Here is a 22370-nt window from a genome sequence, read left to right on the forward strand (position 1 = left end):
ATATTTTCTGCTCCTCTTGATTTACTAAAGTTTTTTATAGATATACTTCCTTCTCTCCAGCGATAACGCTTTCATTTCTTTGATTACGAACAACAAGACTTCCTAATGGATCTACTGTTACTGATTGACCAGGATAAACTGGAATGGTTGTTGTCGGAAGTTCAATAATGGACGGACCTTCCACTTGAATGTCTAAGGATCGTATATTCCCACGATATACTTTTGTTTCCACATATCCACCTAATTCTCTCCAATATACAGGTCGAACAGTTTCTATTAAATTTGTTTCTACTTTTTTTGCTGCTTCAATAGAAGGCTTAGGGAGTTTCCCATATGAATTGACCCGGTAGCTGACAAGTTCAATCCCTCCTTCTTTAAAGGCTGCACCTTTTCCATACATTGATTCATAACGTTTTTCAAATTCTGATATAACCTGATTGATAACGTTTTCAGTAATTACACCGTTTGGGAAAGGGACATCTACTTGATGAACTTGACCTTTATAACGCATTTCAATCCATCGTTCTAGTTGAATATTTCCTTCCGAGATATTTTCGATAAATAGCTGCTCAACTGCTTTTTTCTCTAGTTTGATAAAGTTCTCACTCACCAATTCCAGATCCCATGGAGCTTGAATAGGGTCTGAGATTTCGTATACATGAGAGATATCTGAACTAGATATTCCAAATGCAGAATACACTGCTGCTGTTTCTCCTAAAGGAACAATCATTTCCTTCACACCTAAATCTCTTCCATAAGCAGTTCCATGTGTTGGACCTGCACCGCCGTATAAGAATAGAGCAAAATCCCTTGGATCGTATCCTCGTTCAATAGACATCTTCCGAATTAAGTCAGCCATTTGTGAGTTAGCAATTTCAACGATTCCAGCTGCAGCTTCTTCTACAGAAAGACCTAGAGGTTTTGCAATTTTTTCCGAAATAGCTTCAACTGCTTTATCTTTGTGAAGTTCAATCGCACCATATAAAAAGTAGTCTGGATCAATAAAACCTAAAACGACATCTGCGTCTGTTACCGTTGGTTCTGTACCTCCTTTTCCATAACAAACTGGTCCAGGACGTGCACCTGCGCTTTCTGGGCCAACATGTAGGGTTGAACCAACATCAACTCTAGCAATACTTCCGCCGCCGGCTCCAATTGATTCGATATCAATCATTGGTAATGAGAGATTATATTGATTCATAACAGAGGTTGAAGAAATGACTGGTTCACCATCAACAATCAATCCAACATCAAAGGTAGTTCCACCAACATCAGTACAAATAACATTTTTATATCCGTACCGGTGCCCTAAAAATTTGGCACCCATAACACCACCTGCCGGCCCGGACATTAATGTTGTAACCGACAACCTTTCAGCTTCATATGCCGGCATTAATCCCCCTATTGATTGCATTATCAGAAGCTTAGAGGTTAGTCCATTCTCCTGAAGTCTTTTTTCTAGTTTCTCAACATATCCTGCCAGCAATGGAGCTGTATAGCTATTTATTACGGTTGTTGCACTTCGCTCATATTCACCGATTTTAGGTACAATTTCACTAGATAAAGAGATTGGAATATGAGGAGCCATTTCTTGAAAGAGTTCCTTAACCTTCTTCTCATGTTCAGGATTCTTAAAAGACCATAATAGTGAAACAGCAATGGAATCGACATCTTGATTTAATAAATTCTGAATCGCCTTTCGAGTATAGTTTATATCGAGAGGGACGACCACACTTCCTTTGTAGTCGATTCGTTCTGGTATTTCTTCAATGAGACTTTTCGGTACAATCGCGTCTGGCTTAAATGTTTTTGATAATTGAAGCTGATTTACTGGCATCCCAGCGGTTCTACCCATGATTCTCATAATATGGAGGGCATCTTTATGACCAAGTGTAGTTAAAAATCCGACTTTTACACCCCTTCTTTCAATCATTGCGTTTGTTGTTACCGTAGTCCCGTGAATAAACTGTACGGTACGAGAAAGCAAATTTTCTAACGATAAACCTATTTTTTCTGCTGTTACTCGAACCGATTCGATTACACCTTCTGAGAAGTCAGGCGGAGTCGAATGACTCTTACCTACTGTAATTTCTCCATTATTATTTACGATGACACAATCAGTAAAAGTTCCTCCCGTATCTACAGCAACAATATATTCCTCCATCTATGACGCTCCTTTCATTTGTCAAATTTGATTAGTAATTTCCCAGCAGAGGTTATTATTCTAGGAACCATCTTGTCGAACCTTAATTAACATTTTTCTTTATAAACGTACAGTCATACCGCCGTCTACATTAAAGGTTTGACCTGTGATAAAACTTGCATCATCTGTACAAAGAAAAACCACCACACCGCTTAAATCTGAAGGCTCTTGCAGCTTTTTTATAGATTGTATTTTCAACAATTCCTTTTTTTGAATTTCACTAACGGTTTCTCTAGGAATTTCCGTATATGTAGGACCAGGGGTTATTGAGTTAACCGTAATGTTAAATTCACCAATTTCTCGTGAAAGTGCACCAGTGAATCCTAAAACACCTGCTTTAGAAGCGACATAATGAATATAATCTGGACGTCCGAGATAAACCGCTGCTGATGAAATATTTATGATTCTCCCATAATTTTGTTTTTTCATTATTGGTACAACGGCCTTACAGCATAGAAAAATCCCCTTTAAATTTACATCTAGAACAGAATCCCATTCACCACCGCTAATTTCTTCCATTTTTTTCATCTTAATTGTTGAAAAAATGGCTGCATTATTAATTAAAATATCAATTTTTCCATATTGTTTTTCTATTTGCTTTGCCATATCGATTGTACTTTGTTCATTTGAAACATCAACTTGTATGGCTGAAGCTTTTAAGTTTAATTCTTTGATTTCATTAGCAACTTGAATTGCCTTGTCCATATTTAAGTCAGCAACTATTACGTGAGCACCTTCTTTGGCCAACCGTCGTGCATATTCACGCCCAATTCCCTGTCCTGCGCCAGTTATAATAGCAACCTTTTCTTTTAATTTCATTATTTTCCCCCTCAGCCTAAAGTAAAAAGATACTTATCCTCATTTTGAATTTTTAGAATATTTAAACTAATTTAAAGTATATTTATTTTAATCTGATTAATCAAATAATTCTTTTGTGGTATAGGCATAAAGGATTGTATATAACCATCGAGCTTTTTAATCCCCTGAAATCCATTAAAAATTATTAAAAAAACACCCCACTCTTAGCACTTCTACACAATTGCATTCAAGAATGAGGTGTTTATGGTTATTAGTTAAGAAATTCTTTATAATTTAATATTCTATTTTGAGACAGCAGGAACCGCTCCAGGAGGGAGACCTTCAAACGGATCTTGGATTACGTCAATAATGGCCGGCTTTCCAGATGAAATAGCACGAATTATGGCTTCATAAAGCTGTTCAGACGATTCCACTCTTTCACCATAGGCCCCTAATAATTCGGCATATGCTGCAAAATCGATATTGTTATAGTGAATGCCTACATATCTTTCATCATGGGCCGTCTTTTGCCGGTCGCGAGTATTCCCATAACAAAAGTTATTTAATACGAGATTGATTACCGGAATGTTTTCCCGAACAGCTGTCTCTAGATCTTGCGCAACCATCCAGAATGCACCATCACCAGTAATATTGATAACTACACGATCAGGATTTGCTAATTGGATCCCCATAGCTGCTGGGAATCCCCAGCCCATCGACCCTCCAGCTGCTGCATAAAAGCCACCGGGCTGAAATTTTCCGAACCGAGTCAGCCAAGGCCCAAACGTAGCAGCATCCTCAACAATGATCGGATTCTTCTCCTTAACGATCTCATTAACGACAGTCATAACAGCTGAAGATTCAACTGGAGAAACGTTTGATGGGATAGGTAAAGTTGTCTCATGAGTATATTTAGGATAGAGACCCTGATACAATTCACGATTTTGAATCTTACCTTTGACAGGACCTAGTTGATCAATGATGTTCCGTATTGTTTCCCTTGCATCACCTAGTAGACCAACATCAGGGACGTAAATCTTCCCTAATTCCTCCTCGTCTACATCTATATGAATTAATTTGGCATCGACTGATATAGCAGTCCATCTCTTTGTTGAAAATTCAGAAAAATGAACACCAACTGCTAATACCAAGTCTGCCTTTTCAAGCATTTCCCAGCACACAGGCGGGCATCCCGGTCCAACATTTCCAAAATAGAGTTCATGATCATTTGGAAACACATTTGGCTTTCTCCAAGTAGTCACAACAGGGATGGATAGTTGTTCTGCCAATTGAACCAGCTCTTCTGTTGCATTTGAAATGGCGACTCCTCCACCTGCTAAAATGACAGGATTTTTTGCCATTTCTAGTAAATTAGCTGCTTCTGGAATTCTATTAAGATCGATAACACGAGAATCTGTCCGATAAACAGGCCGATATGAAAATTCCGCCACTTCTTTTATTTGAACATCTAACGGTAAAGAGACGGCAACAGGTCTAGGTCTTCCAGAAAGCGCGGTTTTTACTCCCCTTTGTAACAATTCCGGAATCCTTTCTGTTTGGTGAATCTCCATTGACCATTTCGTAATTGGTTCAAAAAACTTGACCAAATCCATTTCTTCAAACGCATCTTTATAATAAACACTTTCGGAAACCTGTCCAAGTAAAGCCATTACAGGAACTGACTCAGCATACGCATTATGTACTCCAATGGTTAAATTGGCAGCTCCCGGACCTCTAGAAGCCATGCATACCCCAATCTCTCCTGTTGATCTTGCAAAACCATCTGCCATAAAGGCCGCTATCTGTTCATGACGAACGGAAATATAGCGAATCTCTTTTTCATCATATAACGCATCAAGTAAATGCATAATGGTTGTCCCGGGCAGACCAAAAATATACTTTACCCCTTCCCGTTTTAACGTCTCGATAACCGCTTGTGCTCCATTCATGGAATCTCTCCCCTCCTTCTTCCATTAATTATGCTAGCTGTAATCACCTTTTTAATTAACGGCAGCTTTATCAACAACTGGCACTTGATATTGTAAAAGTAATTCTTTTCTTTCTTTCGAAGATTGCAATGCTTTAATACATACCTCTAAATTCGCTCTCGCCCAATGTCCGTCATGGACCGGCTTTTCCTGTTTCAAAACGGCCCGATACAGCTCATCCAGCACATTTAACCGTCCCGTTTCTTTTTTCGAAATCGGAACCACATATTTCTTATCTTCCCCATATATAAGTAATCCGTCCGGGTGCTGACGGATCACACCTTTTTCACAGCTGACAATCGTTAAGCCGAAGAAAGGATGATGTTTTTCCGCTCCATCATAATTTTTCGTCCGTTTTCCACCATAGCCGGCTTCAGCCTTTAATGCAGCCTCCTGACTTTGCGACCCGGTTTCTTTGATTGCTCTTCGGGATGCAGCATATTGGGTAGCTTTTTGCAGCGGCCCGCCTTCTCCAATATCAAAGGTCAATTCTGTCGTATGGAAATGATCATAGCCATTATAGACAGCTGTTGCGGCAATGCCATTTTCAAATTCTAAAAAGACCGTATGATTCCCTTCCGTTGGTCTTGCTGGATCACATACCCCTGTTACAGCACGGACACTTCTTACTTTGCCTCCGCCCAGCAGCCGGATAATATCAAATTGGTGGGCACCCTGCCGGTACGTAACACCGCCGCCAAGCTCTGTTTGAAGCTCTTCAGGTGTTCGCGGACGGTACAGCCAATCATTGTAATACCAATTGTGAATCATCGTAACTCTCCCAAGTTCCCCGCTTTCAATAATTTCTCTCATTTTTTGAATCGGAGGCTCGAAACTATGTGAATGACCGACAATCAGCTGGACGCCATTTTCTTCTGCTGCCCTAATCATTTCGTCTGCCTCTTCAAGAGTAACGGCTAATGGTTTTTCAACGATAATATGTTTTTTTGCTTCAGCAGCAATTTTTACATGATCTTTATGAAATTCAGTTGGTGTCGCGATATAGATGGCATCGATCGATTTGCTTTTACATAATTCATCTATCGTAAAATAGGTTTCAGCTTGATAATCTTTAGCAAACTTTTCTAATCTTTCTTTATTTCTAGTAGCCACTCCTGCAAGTCTAACATGCGGATGCTCAAGGATCGCTGGTATCATGGATGTACCAGCAATACCGAGTCCTACAATTCCTATATTGATGATTCTTTCTTGATTCGGCATCTCCAAACCCCTCTCTCTGCTTACTTTTCTGATTCTTGTAACTTTTTCACATAATAACGCCAAACCCACTTAGCATTAAACTTTGTACCAAGATCAGGGAGTTCTGCAATATCTTCTTCAGAAATAGGTTCAGCTTCCCTTCCAGTTTTCGCCACTTCCAATGTGATTTTCGCTAATGTATTAAAATTCAAGGCATTAATGGTTGCTTCTTCAATGGTTGCCCCTGTAGCCGTAATGCCATGTCCTTTCATTAAACATATATGCTTATCTCCCATTTTTTCCAGTAAAGGTGCCGCTAATTCAGGTCTTGTGACAAGGTAAGATCTTGGAAAAACAGGAACACCCTCTAAAGCCATCCGCATAGCAGGAATATTAAACGCGCCAAAGATCGGCCGTAATGGAAGGTTTGTAATTCCGCTGATTAACGCAGCAGGTGGATGGGCATGAATCACACAACCCACATCCGGTCTAGCTTTCATGACTTCTCCGTGTATGGATAACTCTTTTGGAACCTGGTAGATTCCTTGTAGATCTTCACCGTTCCCATCAAAATCAACTCTTCTAATCGCATCAACAGTCGTATATCGGACTCCGTTTTCCTCTTCCCCTCTGCAGCGGATCAACATCTCATTTGTACCGGGAATTCTTGCACTGACATGACCCAATGTTTCATCAACAAGGCCTTCCATTGCTAAAATTCTGCATGAAAGTGCTACCTTCTCTCTTAGTTCTGCTAATGACTCTGTCATTCATACCCCTCCTTATTAACTGCTTGCCAGCTCTGGTGCAATAACACGGCTAATTTCTACAATTTCTCCTGTCCAAGAACATTCACTGCAATAACAAAAATAAGCAATGTCGTCTGACACCCAATATTCATTTAATAGACTCTTAGAATTCATCAAAGATTCTCCACAATTTGGACAAAATTTTGGTTTTATTTCGTACTTTTCATTCACAGCCACGGTGACTCACTCCTTTGATAGATAAGAAGAGGCGTGCCCAATAACAATCACTATTCCAAAACGAAAGTCATATATTATGGAATTGTATTGTCTAACATCCCCATTCTGGCAGCCTCTTCTCTCATTCTTATAGGTTAGAAAGAACCTTCCCGCCTTTACAAATATCAATAATTTCATCTAGATTTGGTGCATAACGTGTATTCCAATCTTTTGCAACTCCTGAAAGTAACCCGCCCTCACTAAATTTGTTTTCTTCTTGTGGAAGTTCAATATTATTATTTATTTCCGGATCACGAATGACGCATTTTGGATCTTCCCCATTTTCCATCTTCTTCAATTCTCTTTGAAGCATTCGTCGAAACATGATAATCCCTTTATCTGAAGTTCCTAGTCTTTCTGTTGTTCGGTCAGCAATCCGGCCTTGAGTAATCCATGCCATCATATCCTGTCCGTCTATATAATCAACGACATACTTTCCATTTTCATCCGTAATAGGACACTCGTATAAAGAAATTGGATAGTTCTCCGGCACCTTTACGCCTTCTTTTGGAACAAAGCATGTATACCAGAAATGCAATGTTGTCTCATCATCCATTGGAACGCGGATTTGGAACGAATGCGCGCCGCTGTCACCTACACGAAGCATGGTTGGAAATACGATTGGATGGCCGATAGCCCAATCTTCATTTTCTTCCGTTTGTCCTTCTAACACACGTCTTTTAATAATTCCCCAATCAAATTCGTCAAAACCGATTTTTAAGTGGTGCTTTGTGATTTTCCATTCATCTTGCGGTCTTCCCTGCTGTTCGAAAACATGCTCGAAATAATGTCCGTGCAGCCATTCTAAGTGGGTTGGATCTAAGGAGTTTTCCATGATTTGCAGCCAATTACAAGGGATTTCAGCAAATCCAATTGTACGAATCACATTATCCTTCACAAATAAATCCCATTTTGGCAGCTCTGGTGCAGGAGCAGGTCCCATGTAAGCAAACACTAAGCCTCCTACTTCCCTTACTTCATAGCCGGCAATTTTAATTTTATTTTTGAAATTACTTGTCTCGGGTTCATTTGGCTGGTCCGTACACTGACCTAATCGATCATATAGCCAGCCGTGATATTGACAACGGATTCCGCATTCTGTTGGAAAACCATATTCAAGTGATACGCCTCTATGGGCACATTTGTCTCCAACTAATCCCAAGTTATTTGATTTATCGCGGAATAGGACAAGCTCTTCTCCCAATAACTTCACTTTTTTCGTTGTTCCAATTTTTTCTACTTCTGTACTTGCTGCAATCGGATGCCAATATCTTCTTAATAATTCCCCCATCGGTGTACCTGAACCAACTTGTGTCAATGCTTTGTTTTGTTCTTGAGTTAACATATGAAATCCCCCTCTTTATCAATTATTTTTTAAAATTAGAAAAACATTTAATTTTCAGTTATTTATACTTATTTTATTACTAATTCATTTTCATCTTTTGAAAGGATCCCCTCAAAACTTAAAGCGCTTTATTAACTTATTTATAGTATAAATTATAAGTTGTTATAATTCTAATCAGTATTTTAATACCTTTGTATAAATAATCATTTATAACTTTAGGCAGGTAAAAATTTTTCGACTATAAAATGATTAACGTAATTCCACATAATACGAGAATTATACCTACAATTGTGATGTACGTAACCTTCTCCTGATTCTTGAAAAGAAAATAACTTAAAGGTGTAACCAAAACTGGTGTTGAAAGTGTAATAAGATTGGCAATCGAAATCGGTATATAATGCATCGACGCAATCACTAATATTTGTGCTGTAATCGTAATACAGCCGCTTACAGCAAACAAAGTTACCCCTAACGGATTTGCCTTCTTCATCTCTGTTAAAAAATGACGTGTGTGCTTGTTTGTAATGGTATGTAAAACAAATCCGGCAAACGCTCCAAGAACTCCTCCTAGTATAGGCTCTTGCCAGCTTTGAATAGCAACCCCTCTGACAATATTCCCAAGTGCATAGGATAGTGAACTTAGAAATGCAAGCAATATTCCAGATTGAATAAGCCACTTGATCGATACTACCTGCTTCAGCTGATTCTTAGATGCTAGCTGTTCCCTCCCCGCAGCGGCTTCCTGTTTAGCGGCTGCTTGCGGTACATAGGAAACTAAAAACAAACCAAAAAGAATGAGAATAATAGCGGAAACATCGATCCAATGTAAAATTTCACCGAGAAACAACCAAGCAATGATTGCCGTAAATAATGGATTACTGGTTTGGAAGGCACTTGCCCTTGTGGGTCCGAATTTATCAATCGTTTCAAAGAAAAACCAGCGTCCCAAATATGTGCTAAATACTCCTCCCAGCAAAAAAAGGAAAAATCCCATTGTATTCCATTCCATTTGATCTTGTCTGAAAAATAAGAGTTGTACTGATAACAGCAAAGAGCCAAAAAATATATTCATTCCAACTGAAATGAGAAAGCCTAAATTCATATTTACCTTTGTTGAAGCTATTTTTGTGATAATAATATTGCTGGAGAACAAAACTAAAGCAAAGATAGCTAAAAGTTCACCCATACCTATTTCCTCCTGTTCCTTTCCTTATTCTCCGTATACTCCTCCTTTCTTATCATGAAACAAAAAGGAGAGGATGACATTGCTTTTTCTATTGACTGCCATCCAATCAAATTTATTCCAATGAAGAAACTTTATTTCAATATCCCTACTTCTTTATAAAATTTTTCTGCACCTGGGTGTAAAGGTGCCCCAGATACTTCAGCAATGGTTTCTTCTGTCATTGCTTCAAAGGATTGATGAACTGTGTAAAGATAGTCAAGATTTTCATACATTGCCTTTGTAAGGTTGTATACTACCTCATCTGGAACATCTGAACTTGTTACAAGGATTGTATCAATAGACACAGTTGGAATATCTTCTTTCACAAATGGATACGTACCAGCCTTTATTGTATATGGCTTAGCATCTAATTCTTTTTCCAAATGTTTAATGGCATTATCAGAAAGCGGAAGAACTTTAATTGCCTTGCTAGAATTTAATTCCATAAGATTTCCTGCTGGTGTAGGAAGCGGAGAAACAGAACCATCCATTTTATTGTCTTTTATTTGATCATTTGCTTTTGAGACCGCTGTATACTGGATTTTTCCACCATTTTTTTCTATTTCCTTATAATTGGTACCGTATGCATCAAAAACGATGCGATTTGAGATTTCCATTGGTGAATCTTTTGTATTCACAGCTAAAACAGCCGGAATTTTTTCCTCACCGATTTGCTCAATAGAATTGATTCCTGAATCTTCACTAACGGTGAAGTGATATGGCATTGGATGCAGGAATGCAACGGTTCTTACTTTATCTATTTTTGAAGAATATGGTTTTTCCCCATTATAAGCCCATTTTGCAGCAGCAGCACTGACAATTCCAAAATCGGCTTGTCCTGATGTAACAGTCATAATGTTTGCTCCATCTTGTCCCGGCTGATACGTAAATGTCGTTCCTGGATACTGTCTTTTAAGGGTTTCTCCAATACCCTCCCCAATTGTACTCCACAAGCCGCCTGCTGAACCGCCGGCAATCGTTACTTTCATCTCACTACTTTTGCTATCAGCCTGCGCCGTACTTTTTTCGGTTTTTTCCCCGCCACAGCCTGCAAGCAGCATGATCGACGTTGAAAGAATGGCTAATCCTTTTACGAGTTTCTTCATTTTTTTCCCCCTATAATTTGACTATTTTTTAATAGAACTTTAGAGCGCATTAAAAGTTTGTTATCTTTTACTCAGCAGCTTGCTCTAGTTGGATATTTTGCCCTTTAAAATCTTTTACAAATGCCGGAATTTTAGGGACTAATACTAAACCAACTCCAATTAATCCAATAATGCTGGACAAAATATTTGGATAGATTAATAGAATTCCGCTAATAATAAGGATCAATTGTTCCCATTTTTTCAGCTTTACCCCAAACCATCCCTCTAATCCTGCTGCTAAGGTGATGACGCCAATGGTGGCTGTAATGATCGCAATGATAATAGAAGTTGTCGAACCAATTAACAATAAAGATGGATCGTACACAAACATAAATGGAATGATAAACGCAACCAATCCTAATCGACAGGCCAGGAAGCCTATTTTCATTGGATTCGCATCTGCTATTGCAGCGGCTGCATAGGCAGCAACAGCAACAGGAGGTGTGATAGCTGATAAACAAGCATAATAGAGAATAAACATATGTGCCTGCATCAGATCAATTCCAACTTCAATCATAATTGGTGCAGCTAATACAGCCGTTAGAACATACGCAGCTGGAGTAGGCATCCCCATTCCGAATATAATACATACAAGCATTGTGACCAGCATTGTCATAAAGATACTTCCGCCGGACGCTGCATGAATAAGACTAGAGAATTTCCCTCCCAAACCAGTGACTTGAATGATACCAGCTACTACACCTGCAGCAGCACATACAGCAACTAATGGAGAGATTCTTGTTGTCGTTTCAATCATCGTTTGGAATAACTTTTTTGGCGTTAATCTAGTTTCTTTTTTAAAGTAACTAACAATAATAGTAGCTACAGATGCAAGAATCGCACCCATTACAGGGGTTAAGCCTTGTTCAAGTGTGATAACTAGGACAAGAATCGGAATCATAAATTGTCCCATTTCCTTCATAACACCCTTAACAGTTGGTATCGTCTCATCGCCATAGCCTGCCATTTTCAACTTTTTCGCCTGGAAATGAACCTGACAAAAAATTGCCAAATAGTATAATAACCCTGGAATTAAGGCTGCCATCGCGATAGTAGAATAGGAAATACCTGTCATTTCAGCCATTAAGAAAGCAGCCGATCCCATTACAGGCGGCAAGATACTTCCTCCCGTTGCAGCAGTAGCTTCAATCGCACCCGCATAAACTGGGGAGTAACCGACTTTTTTCATAGATGGTATCGTAAAAGATCCTGTTGTCGCAACATCTGCTGTTGGACTTCCAGAAATAGAACCATACAAACCACTGGAAATTACAGCAACCTTAGCTGGACCTCCAGCAACACGTCCAGTTACAGCCTTTGATAATGCATAGAAGAAGTTTCCGCCGCCCGATGCATTAAATAAATTTCCAAAGAGGACAAAAAAGAAAACATATGTGGCAGCAACACTCGCAATTGAACCATAAACGCCATTAACGGTATAAACCATTTGATCAACAAATTGCATAACGTTATATTGTTCGTGACCAAACCCACCCTTGATTAAATGTCCAAAAAAAGCATATAGAACTAAAACGCTTACAATGACTAACATACCAAATCCTAAGGTTCTTCTAGTAACCTCAAAAACAATCATTAGCATGATCGAACCAACAATAATTTCCATTGTAGTTAATGGATCTGCCAAAGGCCAGCGTGTAAGAAAACGCTCAGAATTTGCCATCATAAATACGCCGATGCCGATTAGTACGAATGAAATGGAAATGTCGTATATCGGGACTTTATTTCCCTTCTTTGTTCCATTAAAAGAAAACACCAGGAACGTAATCGCTAACATGAAGGTTATGAAAATAGAGTTATGTAGGAATGGATCCATTGCTGAGAATAATATTACATAGAATTGGAATATAGTAATTCCAATTATCAGCAATAGCAAAAACTTTCTTAGCCATCCCTCAGGCTCCCTAATAGAACCTGTACTGAACAATGATCCAATTATTTCTTTCATTTGCAGCCTCCTAATTTAATAGTATTTATTAATTTTCTTAATATTTTTTTGTTATTAACTAAACATTAAGAAAATTCTTAATTTATTTAGATTATAAGATAACTTATGTACTATTACAAATAACGAATTTAACACTATCTATATAGTATTATTTATGACCTTTGCTTGTATATTGGAAATTTCAGACCATGTTTTAGTGAAATGTATACTTTTCAATTGAAAGCTTAAAGAGCCGTTCTCCTTCGTAGAGAGAACGGCTTTGAAAGTTCTATTTTATGAGTTCGTTCGATATTATCTTAATCTTGTTCCATGTCCCTTATCAAAATCCTGGTTTATAAAATATTTTTTTGTTCAAGAATAGGCAAAAAATTTCTAAAGGAATCAATATAATAGTCTGCTTCGATTGTTTGATTTTGAAATGAAACGGTAAACAATACAAATAGTCCCTCTATCATGTCAGAGGGACTTCATCATGAATGGATAAGTTACATTTATCTATTGGATTGTTAACACACGATCAGCTTCACGTCCATATCCATCAACTTCTATTCGGTCTTTAAAAACACGAACGATTGAGTAGGAATTCGTATTAGCAGTATCTACCATCCCTTTTAGGTTTACATAATGGATTCCATTTTTCACTCCATAATTCCCTGCATGATTATGGCCATTGAAATAAGCCACAACATTGCCGGCTGCTTCTAATTCTTTTATAACTGCTTCAGAATTCCAAACATTGTGCTCATTTGCAGGATAGACTGGCATATGTGAGATAACAACGACCTTTTCTTGTGTTTGTTTTGCTCTTTCAAGGACGCCGTGAAGCCAGGTTAACTGTTCATTGCTAACTCCGCCATTCCAGGTTTGGGCATTGATAGCATTAGCAGCCTTTAATGAATTGTACATGACTTGTGCTTGTTGGTATTTTTCAGAGCCTGCAGGATTAGCGTAAAGGCTAAGGTCATTTGTATCAAGTACGACAAAGCGCCAGTTTTTATATTTAAAATCATAGTATTGATTTGGCATACCAAGAATGTCAACAACCTGGTCGGTTGTCACAGGAAAATCGTGATTGCCAAGAACATGATATTTCGGACCTTCTATCCTATTGTAGATTGGAAGAATTGTTTCGAAACTAGAGAGATTGCGATCGATTAAATCGCCAGTTTGAATGGTGAAATCAACATCCTCCTCGTTAAATGTTTGTGCTGCCTCTGCAAGCTTGTCCAGTGAATTTCGATAATAACGGATACCACTCGTATCACAATCGCAATATTGAGCATCCGGTACAATACCAAATTCAATTTTTGGTTTTTCTTCACTTTTTGCTGAGGCCGATCCAATTGGACCTAAGGCTGTTAAAGTAATCCCAAGTGCAGCAGCTGCTGTAAGACACCTTAACTTCTTTCTAAATCCTCTTTTTCCCTTTAGATTTGTGACCATATAATTTTCTCCTTTCCCTTGTCAATACATACTCGTCTTTCATGGTAGCCAGTTTTTCTAGAATGTTATCGATTCTACTATATCTATAAATTCTTTATATAATTTTCGATATATGTAAATTAATTATGAAGTGGTACAAAAAAAGTAAAGAAAAATGATAGAAAAGTGTTGGGTTAAACTGATTAGGTTTTGAATGACAATAAGAAATTCGTCTCTTGAATAGGAAAAGTATTAACTATTTTTTACTGAAATCAATTATTTATTAGTTATAAAGAAATGGAATTTAAAATGCTATATTGTTCATAATCGGAATAACAAATTAACATTGTTTTACAAATCCTTTATCTTTCAGCAATGCTCTCTTTTCATTGTCGAATTATGATGAAAAAGTAGTTTTATAGAATGGAGGATTTCAAAATGACAAATCAGGATGTAGTGGATAGACGAAAATTTATTAAAATTGGCGGAATGAGTACACTTGCCTTAACACTTGGAGCTACTGGACTGCCTGGAGATTTATTTAATACGTCTACAACAACCGCATATGCTGCTAGTAACGAAAACATAAAGCTGAAGTTTCAGCCAAATGGAAAATTTAAGATCGTACAATTCAATGATACACAAGACGATGAAAATATTGACCGCAGAACCATCGAGTTAATGGATAAAGTCCTTGATACTGAAAAACCTGACTTTGTTGTCATTAATGGCGATGTAATTACTGGCGGACCTGATACGCCAACAGAAACTAGACAAGCCATTAACAATGTTGCACAGCCAATGGAAAAAAGAGGAATTAAATGGGCCATTACATACGGAAATCATGATGAAGATTCCACACCGAAAAGCGGTCTTAATGAAGAAGACATGCTCCAAATCTATATGTCTTACAAACACAATGTCAACATGCCGAGTGATAAAGGGATCACAGGAACAGGAAATATGAATCTACTTATTCAAAATTCGAAGGGAAGTGACGCTGCCTTTAATTTATGGCTGCTTGATAGCGGCAGATATGCTCCAGAAACAATAGCGGGTCAAGATTTTGAAGGATATCCTACATGGGACTGGGTCCGCGGCAATCAAGTAAATTGGTATTATGAAACATCTAAGAAACTAGAGAATCAATTCGGTCGTAAAATCCCATCTCTTATGTTTATGCATATCCCGTTATGGGAACATCGGTTTATGTGGTTCTCAAGCGTGGACGATAGGTCAGCAGCAGCACATGAACGTGCGGTGATCAAACACAATATTGTCGGAGAAAGAAATGAAGATGAATGTCCGGGTCCATTCAATAGCGGCATGTTCTCAGCCATTTTAGACCGTGGTGATGTCAAAGGGGTCTTTTGTGGTCACGACCATATTAATACCTATCATGGTAATTACTATGGAGTTCTACTAGGCTATGCCGGAAATACCGGGTTTGGTACTTACGGTCTTTCAGGTGCAGAGAGAAATAGACTGCGTGGTGCGAGAGTATTCAATTTAGATGAAAATCAAGAAGGCGTTCTTGTCGAAACCCATATGGTTTTTGCAAAAGACTACGGTATCGATTTAACAGCAAACGACCAAAGTGATAGCCCGGCACCACTTGAAGAAAACAAAAAATTGGACAGAATTCTAAAATAAGAAACATAGGGTTCTCCTGCTTCGCTTTTTATCAAAAGAAGCAGGAGAGCCAGCTTTATAGCAGATAAAATATTCCTAATCGACCATCTTTCCTTCTATGTTAATGGTTCAAAATTTTTCACTTTACTTAGTCTATGCGCAATTAAGTAAATGACAATATAGGCAGGGAAGGAATAATAGATATGCCAATCCTTCATTACATAGAAACCTAACCATAGAAATATCGGCTCACCTACCCATGTACTCACGCCTGCAAAAATCAAACTTTTTAGGAAAGGTGATAATTTTGGTTTTATTTGGATTAAGGTCATAACAAAAACAGGAAGGATAGACCAATCCCACGGTACATAGGAAGGGATTGAAGGAATAACTTTTCCAGTATAATACCACTTCCCATATTGTACTCCTAAAAAATCAAGCCATGATGCAATAATGAAAACAAACATCCCTGAAAATATAAGTCGGTTCGAACTTTCCTTTTTTCGAAACTTAATCCAAAATAGGATCGGCAGAATGGTAAATGATAGGGATAACCAAAAATCCCAATGAAACAAAGTATCCTTTTTCCAAAGATTAAAATATTCTTGATTCGCTGTCGAAACCTGATCGTATACCTTATTAACACTCTTTAACTTTTCATCTGATTGAATTGGTTTCAACTTTATCGTTCCTTACTATTTTTTGTTAGTATTTGAAAATGAAAAATAGTTATGCAACCAGCAATTCTGTTGCAATAAAAAAAGAAGAAGGACATGAACATTCATGCCCCTCCTCTATTCTCAGCTTATGTAACTCGATTTTAACATTCGTTTCTACCACATGATAAAATCTATATAATTTCCCTTTCCTTTCACAATCGAAATTCCTTTGTTCTGTAATTCCTTCCAAATTTTTCGATCTATTTCATATGGATCTTTTCTTTGAAGAGTTTTAATGATGTTTTCGGAAAAAGAGATTTCACAATAGGCTTCATGATATTTGACAATAAATTCATAGTCTTCTAGCTTCATGACCATAACTTCATAATCAATATCCCATTCTTTCAATTGCCGTTCAATATCCGTTGCCACATGAATGAAGAAATCCTCTAGCGTCATATTTTGAGCTAGACTCCTTCTTTCTGGTCCGTTAATTTCCATGAATTACTCTCCCCTTTATAAAACTCAGATTGTGTTGGAGCCATTCATTACATCGTCAAAACTACTTCGCTATCTTATTAATAGGTAAATAGAACTAGACTATATCAATTATTATACAACAATTAATTTTCCATGTCTTTATAATAGTACAATGTTTAAAAATTATATAAAGTTTTAGAAATCTCATGTTCCTAACAAAAAAGAACGGTCTAGCTTTACGAAGAAGCCAAACCGTTCATTTTTCACTTTGTCTATTAAAATACATCATGTCTTAATGGTCTTGAGCCATTTCTTTACTTGGCTGTATGGAAGACTTCTTATTCTGAACCCGAGCATTGCCCATCAGGAAGACAAATACTGCAGAAATGGCAATTGGAATGAGTGCCAGTAAAAACGTAACAGTAATGGACTCAGACATCGCGTTCACGATTGGATCCAGAATGAAATCAGGGATTTTTGCTCTTTCACCTGCTTGAAATAGCAGCTGCGGATCTTCCATTGTCATAGTAGAGGGTATTGCTCCACTTTGTGTTCCTTGCATTCCACTAAAAGCTGCTTTCAGTTTATCTGTAAAAGCATGACTTTGAATGGCACCAAAAATGGTAATACCTAAAGTCATCCCAAAGGAACGAAGAAATGAGTTAGTCGAGTTTGCGGTTCCTCTGTAACGAGGATCCAGATCATGGATGGAAGCAGTCGGTAATAGTGAAAAAGAGAATCCCATGCCGAAGCCCACTACTATCATATAAAGCGTAAGCAAAAATCGACTCGTCTCCGGTGTCAGTGTACTTAGGCACATCATGCCAAGAAAATAAGCGACAACCGAAATAATCATTAAATTGCGGAAACTTGTTTTCGTCTGAAACGCTCCACCTATTCCGCTTCCCACAACGGACCCCAGCATCATCGGGGTTAGGATAAAGCCTGCATTCGTAGCCGATCCCCCATATACGGCTTGAACAAAAATCGGAATATAAACAGTCAAAATGATTAACGTCCCGCCATATAGGAAGGCAAGGATTTGGGATGTAGCAAACAGACGTTTCTTAAACAGCCAGAACGAGATGATCGGATCCTTTGCCCTTTTTTCAATGAAAAAGAAGGCTGCAAAGAAAACTGCAAATACAGATAATAATGTAATGATTGGAATAGAATCCCAAGCATACTCCCCGCCACCTAATTCAAGGGCAAACATAAGGCTGACGACGGCTACGATTAAAGTAGCCGCACCCCACCAATCGATTTTCCGTTCTTGATGCTCAAGAGATTCCTTATAATATTTAAGTATCAAGAATAAGGAAACAATTCCGATTGGAACATTGACATAGAAAATCCAATGCCAGCTGATATAATCCGTTATGTATGCTCCCAATAACGGTCCGAGTACACTAGAGGCTCCAAAAACAGCTCCCAATAGCCCTGTCATTTTCCCACGTTTTTCAGGTGGGAAAATATCAAAAATAATGGTAAATGCAATCGGCATCAACGCACCGCCGCCAATCCCCTGGATGGCACGGAAAATACTTAATTGAACAATGCTCCCAGAAAGACCGCACAATGCAGATCCAAGTAAGAAAACGGTCAAGCCAAAAACGAAGAATCGCTTTCTTCCATACATATCGGAAAGCTTTCCGAAAATAGGCATTCCTGCCATTGTGGCAACCATATAAGCTGACGTTACCCACACAAATTTGTCAAAACCGCCTAAATCAGATACAATCGTCCCCATAGCAGTGGCTACGATTGTATTATCCATAGCAGCCATGAGTATACCCAGCAATAGACCAGTAACGATAAACTTTTGATTATTCTCTTTAATAACCATTTTGATCTCCTTTACTATTTCTAGCCAATGCATTTATTTTAATAATAATAAACACTCGATAATCAATTATCTCGATTATCAAGATAATTTCAAGTGTAATAGGGAGAGTATGTCCATGTCAAGCAATGAAAAGATAAAAGCAGATTTATTAGATGACATTAACCAGCAGCTGCGGAAATTCAGTACCCGTAATGTCCTTTTCCAACAAAATATCGCTCAATCCATGGGGTTAGTACATACGGATTTAAAAACAGCCGATATATTAAATGAAACAGGGCCACTGACTGCCGGTGAAATTTCTCAAATTACTGGGCTGAGTACTGGCTCTGTTACGGCCCTGCTCGATCGCCTTGAACACGCAGGCTTTATCAAACGAGAAAAAGACCCCAATGACCGCCGCAAAGTGATTATCGTACCAATAAAAGAACAGCAGGACCTTATCAAGGCACGCTACTCATCGATTTCAAAAACAACGAAGGAATACTGCCAACGATATGATGAAAAAGAATTAAAATTGATCCTGCAATTTACAACCGATATCACCCATATCATTGAAGAGGAAATCAACAAAGTACGCACATAAGTAGGCTTAATAAGAAAGAGGAAAGATAAATAAAAAAGAGTGATTCCATTTATCCGATAAGGAATCACTCTTTTAATATTATTTACTCGTTCTTAGTAAACATCACGCTGGTAACGGCCTTGCTTTTGCATATCATTTAAATAAGCTTCTGCATCTTCACGTGACATCGCGCCTTCTTTTTCAATTACGTCAATAAGCGCACTGTGGACATCCTTTGCCATTCTTTGCTTATCGCCGCAAACAAAGAAGTATGCTCCGTTTTGAATCCAGTCAAACAAATCTTTGCTGTTATCAAGCATTTTATTTTGTACGTATACTTTTTTCTCAGTATCACGGGACCATGCAGTTTCTAACTTAGTTAAAACTCCATCCCTTTGATACATTTCTAATTCCTCTTTGTAAATGAAATCTGTAGCTTCATGCTGGTCGCCAAAGAATAACCATGATCTTCCAGTTGCTTGTGACACGGCACGTTCTTCAATAAATGAACGGAATGGTGCAATGCCTGTCCCAGGACCAACCATGATAATGTCTGCAGCTTTATCTTCAGGCAGGTGGAAGTGTTTATTTGGCTGTACAAATACTGGAAGTGTATCACCTTCTTGAATACGTTCAGCAACTTGTACAGAGCATACGCCTTTACGGTCACGGCCATGTGCTGTGTAGCGGACAGCACCAATTGTCAAATGAACTTCATTTGGGTGCGCAGCAATACTGCTCGCAATTGAATAAAGACGTGGAGTCATTTTTCTTAATAGCGATACAACATCTTGTGCAGATGCATTCCATGGTCCGAAGTCACGGAGCATATCAAGTAAATCCCGTCCGTTCGTATACTCTTTCAGCTGGTCAGCATTTTCAGCCAATGTTAAATTTTTCAATTCTTCGTTTCCTGTTAATTCCGACGCTTGTAGTAAGATTTTTTTCGATAATAAAGTAATTTCAAAGTAGGATGTCAACGCTTCCTTTAATGGTAGAGTTTCACCCTGCTTATTAATGACAACAGATGTATCTGCATCCCATTTCATTTCTTCAAGAATGGCTGAAACCAATTCAGGATCATTGGAAGGAACAACACCAAGAGCGTAACCCGGTTCATAAGATAAACCTGAACCTTCTAATGATAACTCAATATGTCTTATTTCTTTCGCAGAACCTTCAGCGTTAAGATTTATATTGTTAAGAACCTTAGCAGAGAATGGGTTAGTTCTTGAATAAGCTGCTGATGTTTTATTTTCAGCGTTTAGTACAGTGTTTTGCATAATCTCACCTCAACAAATTATATAAACAAAGGATAACACAGGATGACAAAATACGATATGCCTTTTCGTTAAATTCGAAATAATACGTATAAAAAAACTAGTTCGTCAACATATAATATTATACAAATTTGACCGGCTTTGCTCAATAAAAAAGTTCAGTTTTAGACAAAAATCCGACACATTTCATCAACATAAACCTTTCTACCTAGCCCTTATTATACAGTATTCGCTATTTAGTAAATTATACACCTCTAATTTCAAAGGCGGTAAGTCTGTGAATTTTTGACCAATCATTCCCGCTAAAAATTATTTTACTATAACTAAACTAAAAAGTTCTGTTGCTTCCATAGTACATAAGGAAGCAACAGAACCATTTGGGAAAATATAATTATGTGCTGTAACATTGACTGTATCTTCGGGTATAATTTAAGTTTAAAAAAACCTTTTTTTCCAAAAAATAACTGCTGTAATACTAGATAAAATAAATGAAATGATGATTGCAATGATAAAAGAATAGTTGTGCTCCTGAAAGGGAATTGGAACGTTCATTCCGTAAAAGCTTGCTACCATTGTAGGCAGTGAAAGAATAATCGTAATCGATGTAAGAAATTTCATCACGATATTGACATTATTTGATATCACTGAGGCGAAAGCATCCATCGTTCCGCTTAAAATAGACGTATGGGTCTCCGCCATCTCTATCGCTTGTTGATTTTCAATGATGACATCCTCCAACAATTCCTGGTCATCTTCATACATCTTTAAGTAATTGCTTTTCAACATTTTCTGCATCACAATATTGTTTGACTTTAGCGAAGTTGTAAAATAAACTAAGCTTTTTTGTAAATTAAGCAAAGAAAATAGCTCTTTATTTTTCATTGATTCATGTAATTCTTTTTCTATGGCATCTGTCTTTTTACTAATCTGTTTTAAATACCTCAGATAGCTTGTTGCCATGGAATAGAGTATTTGAAACGAAAATCTTGTCCTTTTATACGTGAAAAAGTTCTTTACTTTCCCTTCTGAGAAAGTTTGAAAAATTGGATTGTCCTTCAAACAAACGGTAACAAAACAGTTTTTTGCAATAATCATCCCTAACGGAATGGTGTCATATATGGGTATATTATTTTCATCTATTGACATCAAAGGAACATTCACGATGATAAGAATATTATCGCCGTCTTTTTCAATCCTAGACCGTTCTTCTTCATCTAACGGGTCTTTTAAAAATTCACATGGTACGTCCAATTGAATGGATAAATCACGAATTTCCTGTTCAGTTGGTGCAATGACATGAATCCAGCACCCATTCTCGATGTTTTCTATTTCGCGTAGAGCTCCTTGCGCATTGGATAGATAAATATTTAACATGGTAAAACCTCCTCTTATTTTGAGGAAGTCAAAAATCTATGCCATACAAAGTTGAATTTTTACCAGTATTCAAACTTTTAAGGAATGGTGCATTCATGACTTCCTTGTTGTTCGAATCGGGTTCAGGTTCATTACCATATTGACTACTCATAAAAACTCAACTCCTTCTCCTATAAAAATATGATTACCCTACAATATTGTACGTTATAATTCCAGGTTT

The 22370-nt window shown here is 37.8% G+C and carries 18 protein-coding genes; 2 read left to right on the forward strand and 16 right to left on the reverse strand.

Annotation, left to right across the window (positions count from 1 at the left end):
• Positions 1-34: 34 nt before the first annotated feature.
• From R4Z09_RS17905 to R4Z09_RS17955, 11 genes are all read right to left on the reverse strand, one after another.
• Positions 35-2164 (reverse strand): hydantoinase/oxoprolinase family protein, encoded by a 2130-nt coding sequence (locus tag R4Z09_RS17905; protein ID WP_338448108.1) that lies wholly within the window; start codon positions 2162-2164, stop codon positions 35-37.
• 99 nt (positions 2165-2263) lie between these two features.
• Complete coding sequence (locus R4Z09_RS17910) at positions 2264-3022, reverse strand: 3-oxoacyl-ACP reductase family protein (RefSeq protein ID WP_338448109.1); 759 nt, start codon at positions 3020-3022, stop codon at positions 2264-2266.
• A gap of 281 nt (positions 3023-3303) precedes the next feature.
• The gene (locus R4Z09_RS17915; protein WP_338448110.1) at positions 3304-4950 is read right to left on the reverse strand and encodes a thiamine pyrophosphate-binding protein; all 1647 of its coding nucleotides are present in this window, start codon (positions 4948-4950) and stop codon (positions 3304-3306) included.
• Positions 4951-5001: 51 nt separating this feature from the next.
• Positions 5002-6210, reverse strand: a complete 1209-nt coding sequence (locus tag R4Z09_RS17920) for a Gfo/Idh/MocA family oxidoreductase (protein WP_338448111.1) — start codon at positions 6208-6210, stop codon at positions 5002-5004.
• A gap of 20 nt (positions 6211-6230) precedes the next feature.
• Positions 6231-6959 carry a class II aldolase/adducin family protein gene (locus tag R4Z09_RS17925; protein ID WP_338448112.1) on the reverse strand — a complete coding sequence of 243 codons (729 nt, stop codon included), beginning with the start codon at positions 6957-6959 and terminating at the stop codon, positions 6231-6233.
• Positions 6960-6974: 15 nt separating this feature from the next.
• Entirely contained in the window at positions 6975-7112 is a 138-nt protein-coding gene (locus tag R4Z09_RS17930) for a hypothetical protein (RefSeq protein WP_338448113.1), read from the reverse strand.
• 190 nt (positions 7113-7302) lie between these two features.
• Positions 7303-8559, reverse strand: coding sequence for an aromatic ring-hydroxylating dioxygenase subunit alpha (locus R4Z09_RS17935; RefSeq protein ID WP_338448114.1), 1257 nt, complete (start codon positions 8557-8559; stop codon positions 7303-7305).
• Positions 8560-8797: 238 nt separating this feature from the next.
• A complete protein-coding gene (locus R4Z09_RS17940) occupies positions 8798-9745 on the reverse strand; it encodes a DMT family transporter (protein ID WP_338448115.1) in 948 nt (315 codons plus the stop codon).
• 131 nt (positions 9746-9876) lie between these two features.
• The gene (locus R4Z09_RS17945) at positions 9877-10890 is read right to left on the reverse strand and encodes a TAXI family TRAP transporter solute-binding subunit (RefSeq protein ID WP_338448116.1); all 1014 of its coding nucleotides are present in this window, start codon (positions 10888-10890) and stop codon (positions 9877-9879) included.
• 67 nt (positions 10891-10957) lie between these two features.
• Positions 10958-12895: a TRAP transporter fused permease subunit gene (locus R4Z09_RS17950; protein ID WP_338448117.1), complete on the reverse strand. Its 1938-nt coding sequence runs from the start codon at positions 12893-12895 to the stop codon at positions 10958-10960.
• Between the two features lie 495 nt (positions 12896-13390).
• Complete coding sequence (locus R4Z09_RS17955; RefSeq protein WP_338448118.1) at positions 13391-14338, reverse strand: metallophosphoesterase; 948 nt, start codon at positions 14336-14338, stop codon at positions 13391-13393.
• 417 nt (positions 14339-14755) lie between these two features.
• Here R4Z09_RS17955 and R4Z09_RS17960 point away from each other — a divergent pair, with 417 nt between their 5' ends.
• The gene (locus tag R4Z09_RS17960; RefSeq protein WP_338448119.1) at positions 14756-15970 is read left to right on the forward strand and encodes a metallophosphoesterase family protein; all 1215 of its coding nucleotides are present in this window, start codon (positions 14756-14758) and stop codon (positions 15968-15970) included.
• A gap of 95 nt (positions 15971-16065) precedes the next feature.
• Here the strand turns inward: R4Z09_RS17960 and R4Z09_RS17965 are convergent, their stop codons facing one another.
• The 3 genes from R4Z09_RS17965 to R4Z09_RS17975 form a co-directional block, all read right to left on the reverse strand.
• Positions 16066-16629 carry a CBO0543 family protein gene (locus tag R4Z09_RS17965; RefSeq protein ID WP_338448120.1) on the reverse strand — a complete coding sequence of 188 codons (564 nt, stop codon included), beginning with the start codon at positions 16627-16629 and terminating at the stop codon, positions 16066-16068.
• A 153-nt stretch (positions 16630-16782) separates the two neighbouring features.
• On the reverse strand, positions 16783-17109 hold the full coding sequence (locus R4Z09_RS17970; RefSeq protein ID WP_338448121.1) for a hypothetical protein: 327 nt from the start codon (positions 17107-17109) through the stop codon (positions 16783-16785).
• A gap of 271 nt (positions 17110-17380) precedes the next feature.
• A complete protein-coding gene (locus tag R4Z09_RS17975) occupies positions 17381-18934 on the reverse strand; it encodes an MDR family MFS transporter (RefSeq protein WP_338448122.1) in 1554 nt (517 codons plus the stop codon).
• Positions 18935-19049: 115 nt separating this feature from the next.
• Between R4Z09_RS17975 and R4Z09_RS17980 the strand changes: the two genes are divergently transcribed.
• On the forward strand, positions 19050-19517 hold the full coding sequence (locus tag R4Z09_RS17980; protein WP_338448123.1) for a MarR family transcriptional regulator: 468 nt from the start codon (positions 19050-19052) through the stop codon (positions 19515-19517).
• Positions 19518-19609: 92 nt separating this feature from the next.
• Here R4Z09_RS17980 and R4Z09_RS17985 read toward each other — a convergent pair whose 3' ends face one another.
• Positions 19610-20779: a sulfite reductase subunit alpha gene (locus R4Z09_RS17985; protein WP_338448124.1), complete on the reverse strand. Its 1170-nt coding sequence runs from the start codon at positions 20777-20779 to the stop codon at positions 19610-19612.
• 432 nt (positions 20780-21211) lie between these two features.
• The gene (locus R4Z09_RS17990; RefSeq protein WP_338448125.1) at positions 21212-22150 is read right to left on the reverse strand and encodes a magnesium transporter CorA family protein; all 939 of its coding nucleotides are present in this window, start codon (positions 22148-22150) and stop codon (positions 21212-21214) included.
• Positions 22151-22370 lie beyond the last annotated feature (220 nt).

Origin of the sequence: Niallia oryzisoli, assembly GCF_036670025.1 — a bacterium.
GTDB lineage: Bacteria > Bacillota > Bacilli > Bacillales > Cytobacillaceae > Bacillus_BD > Bacillus_BD oryzisoli.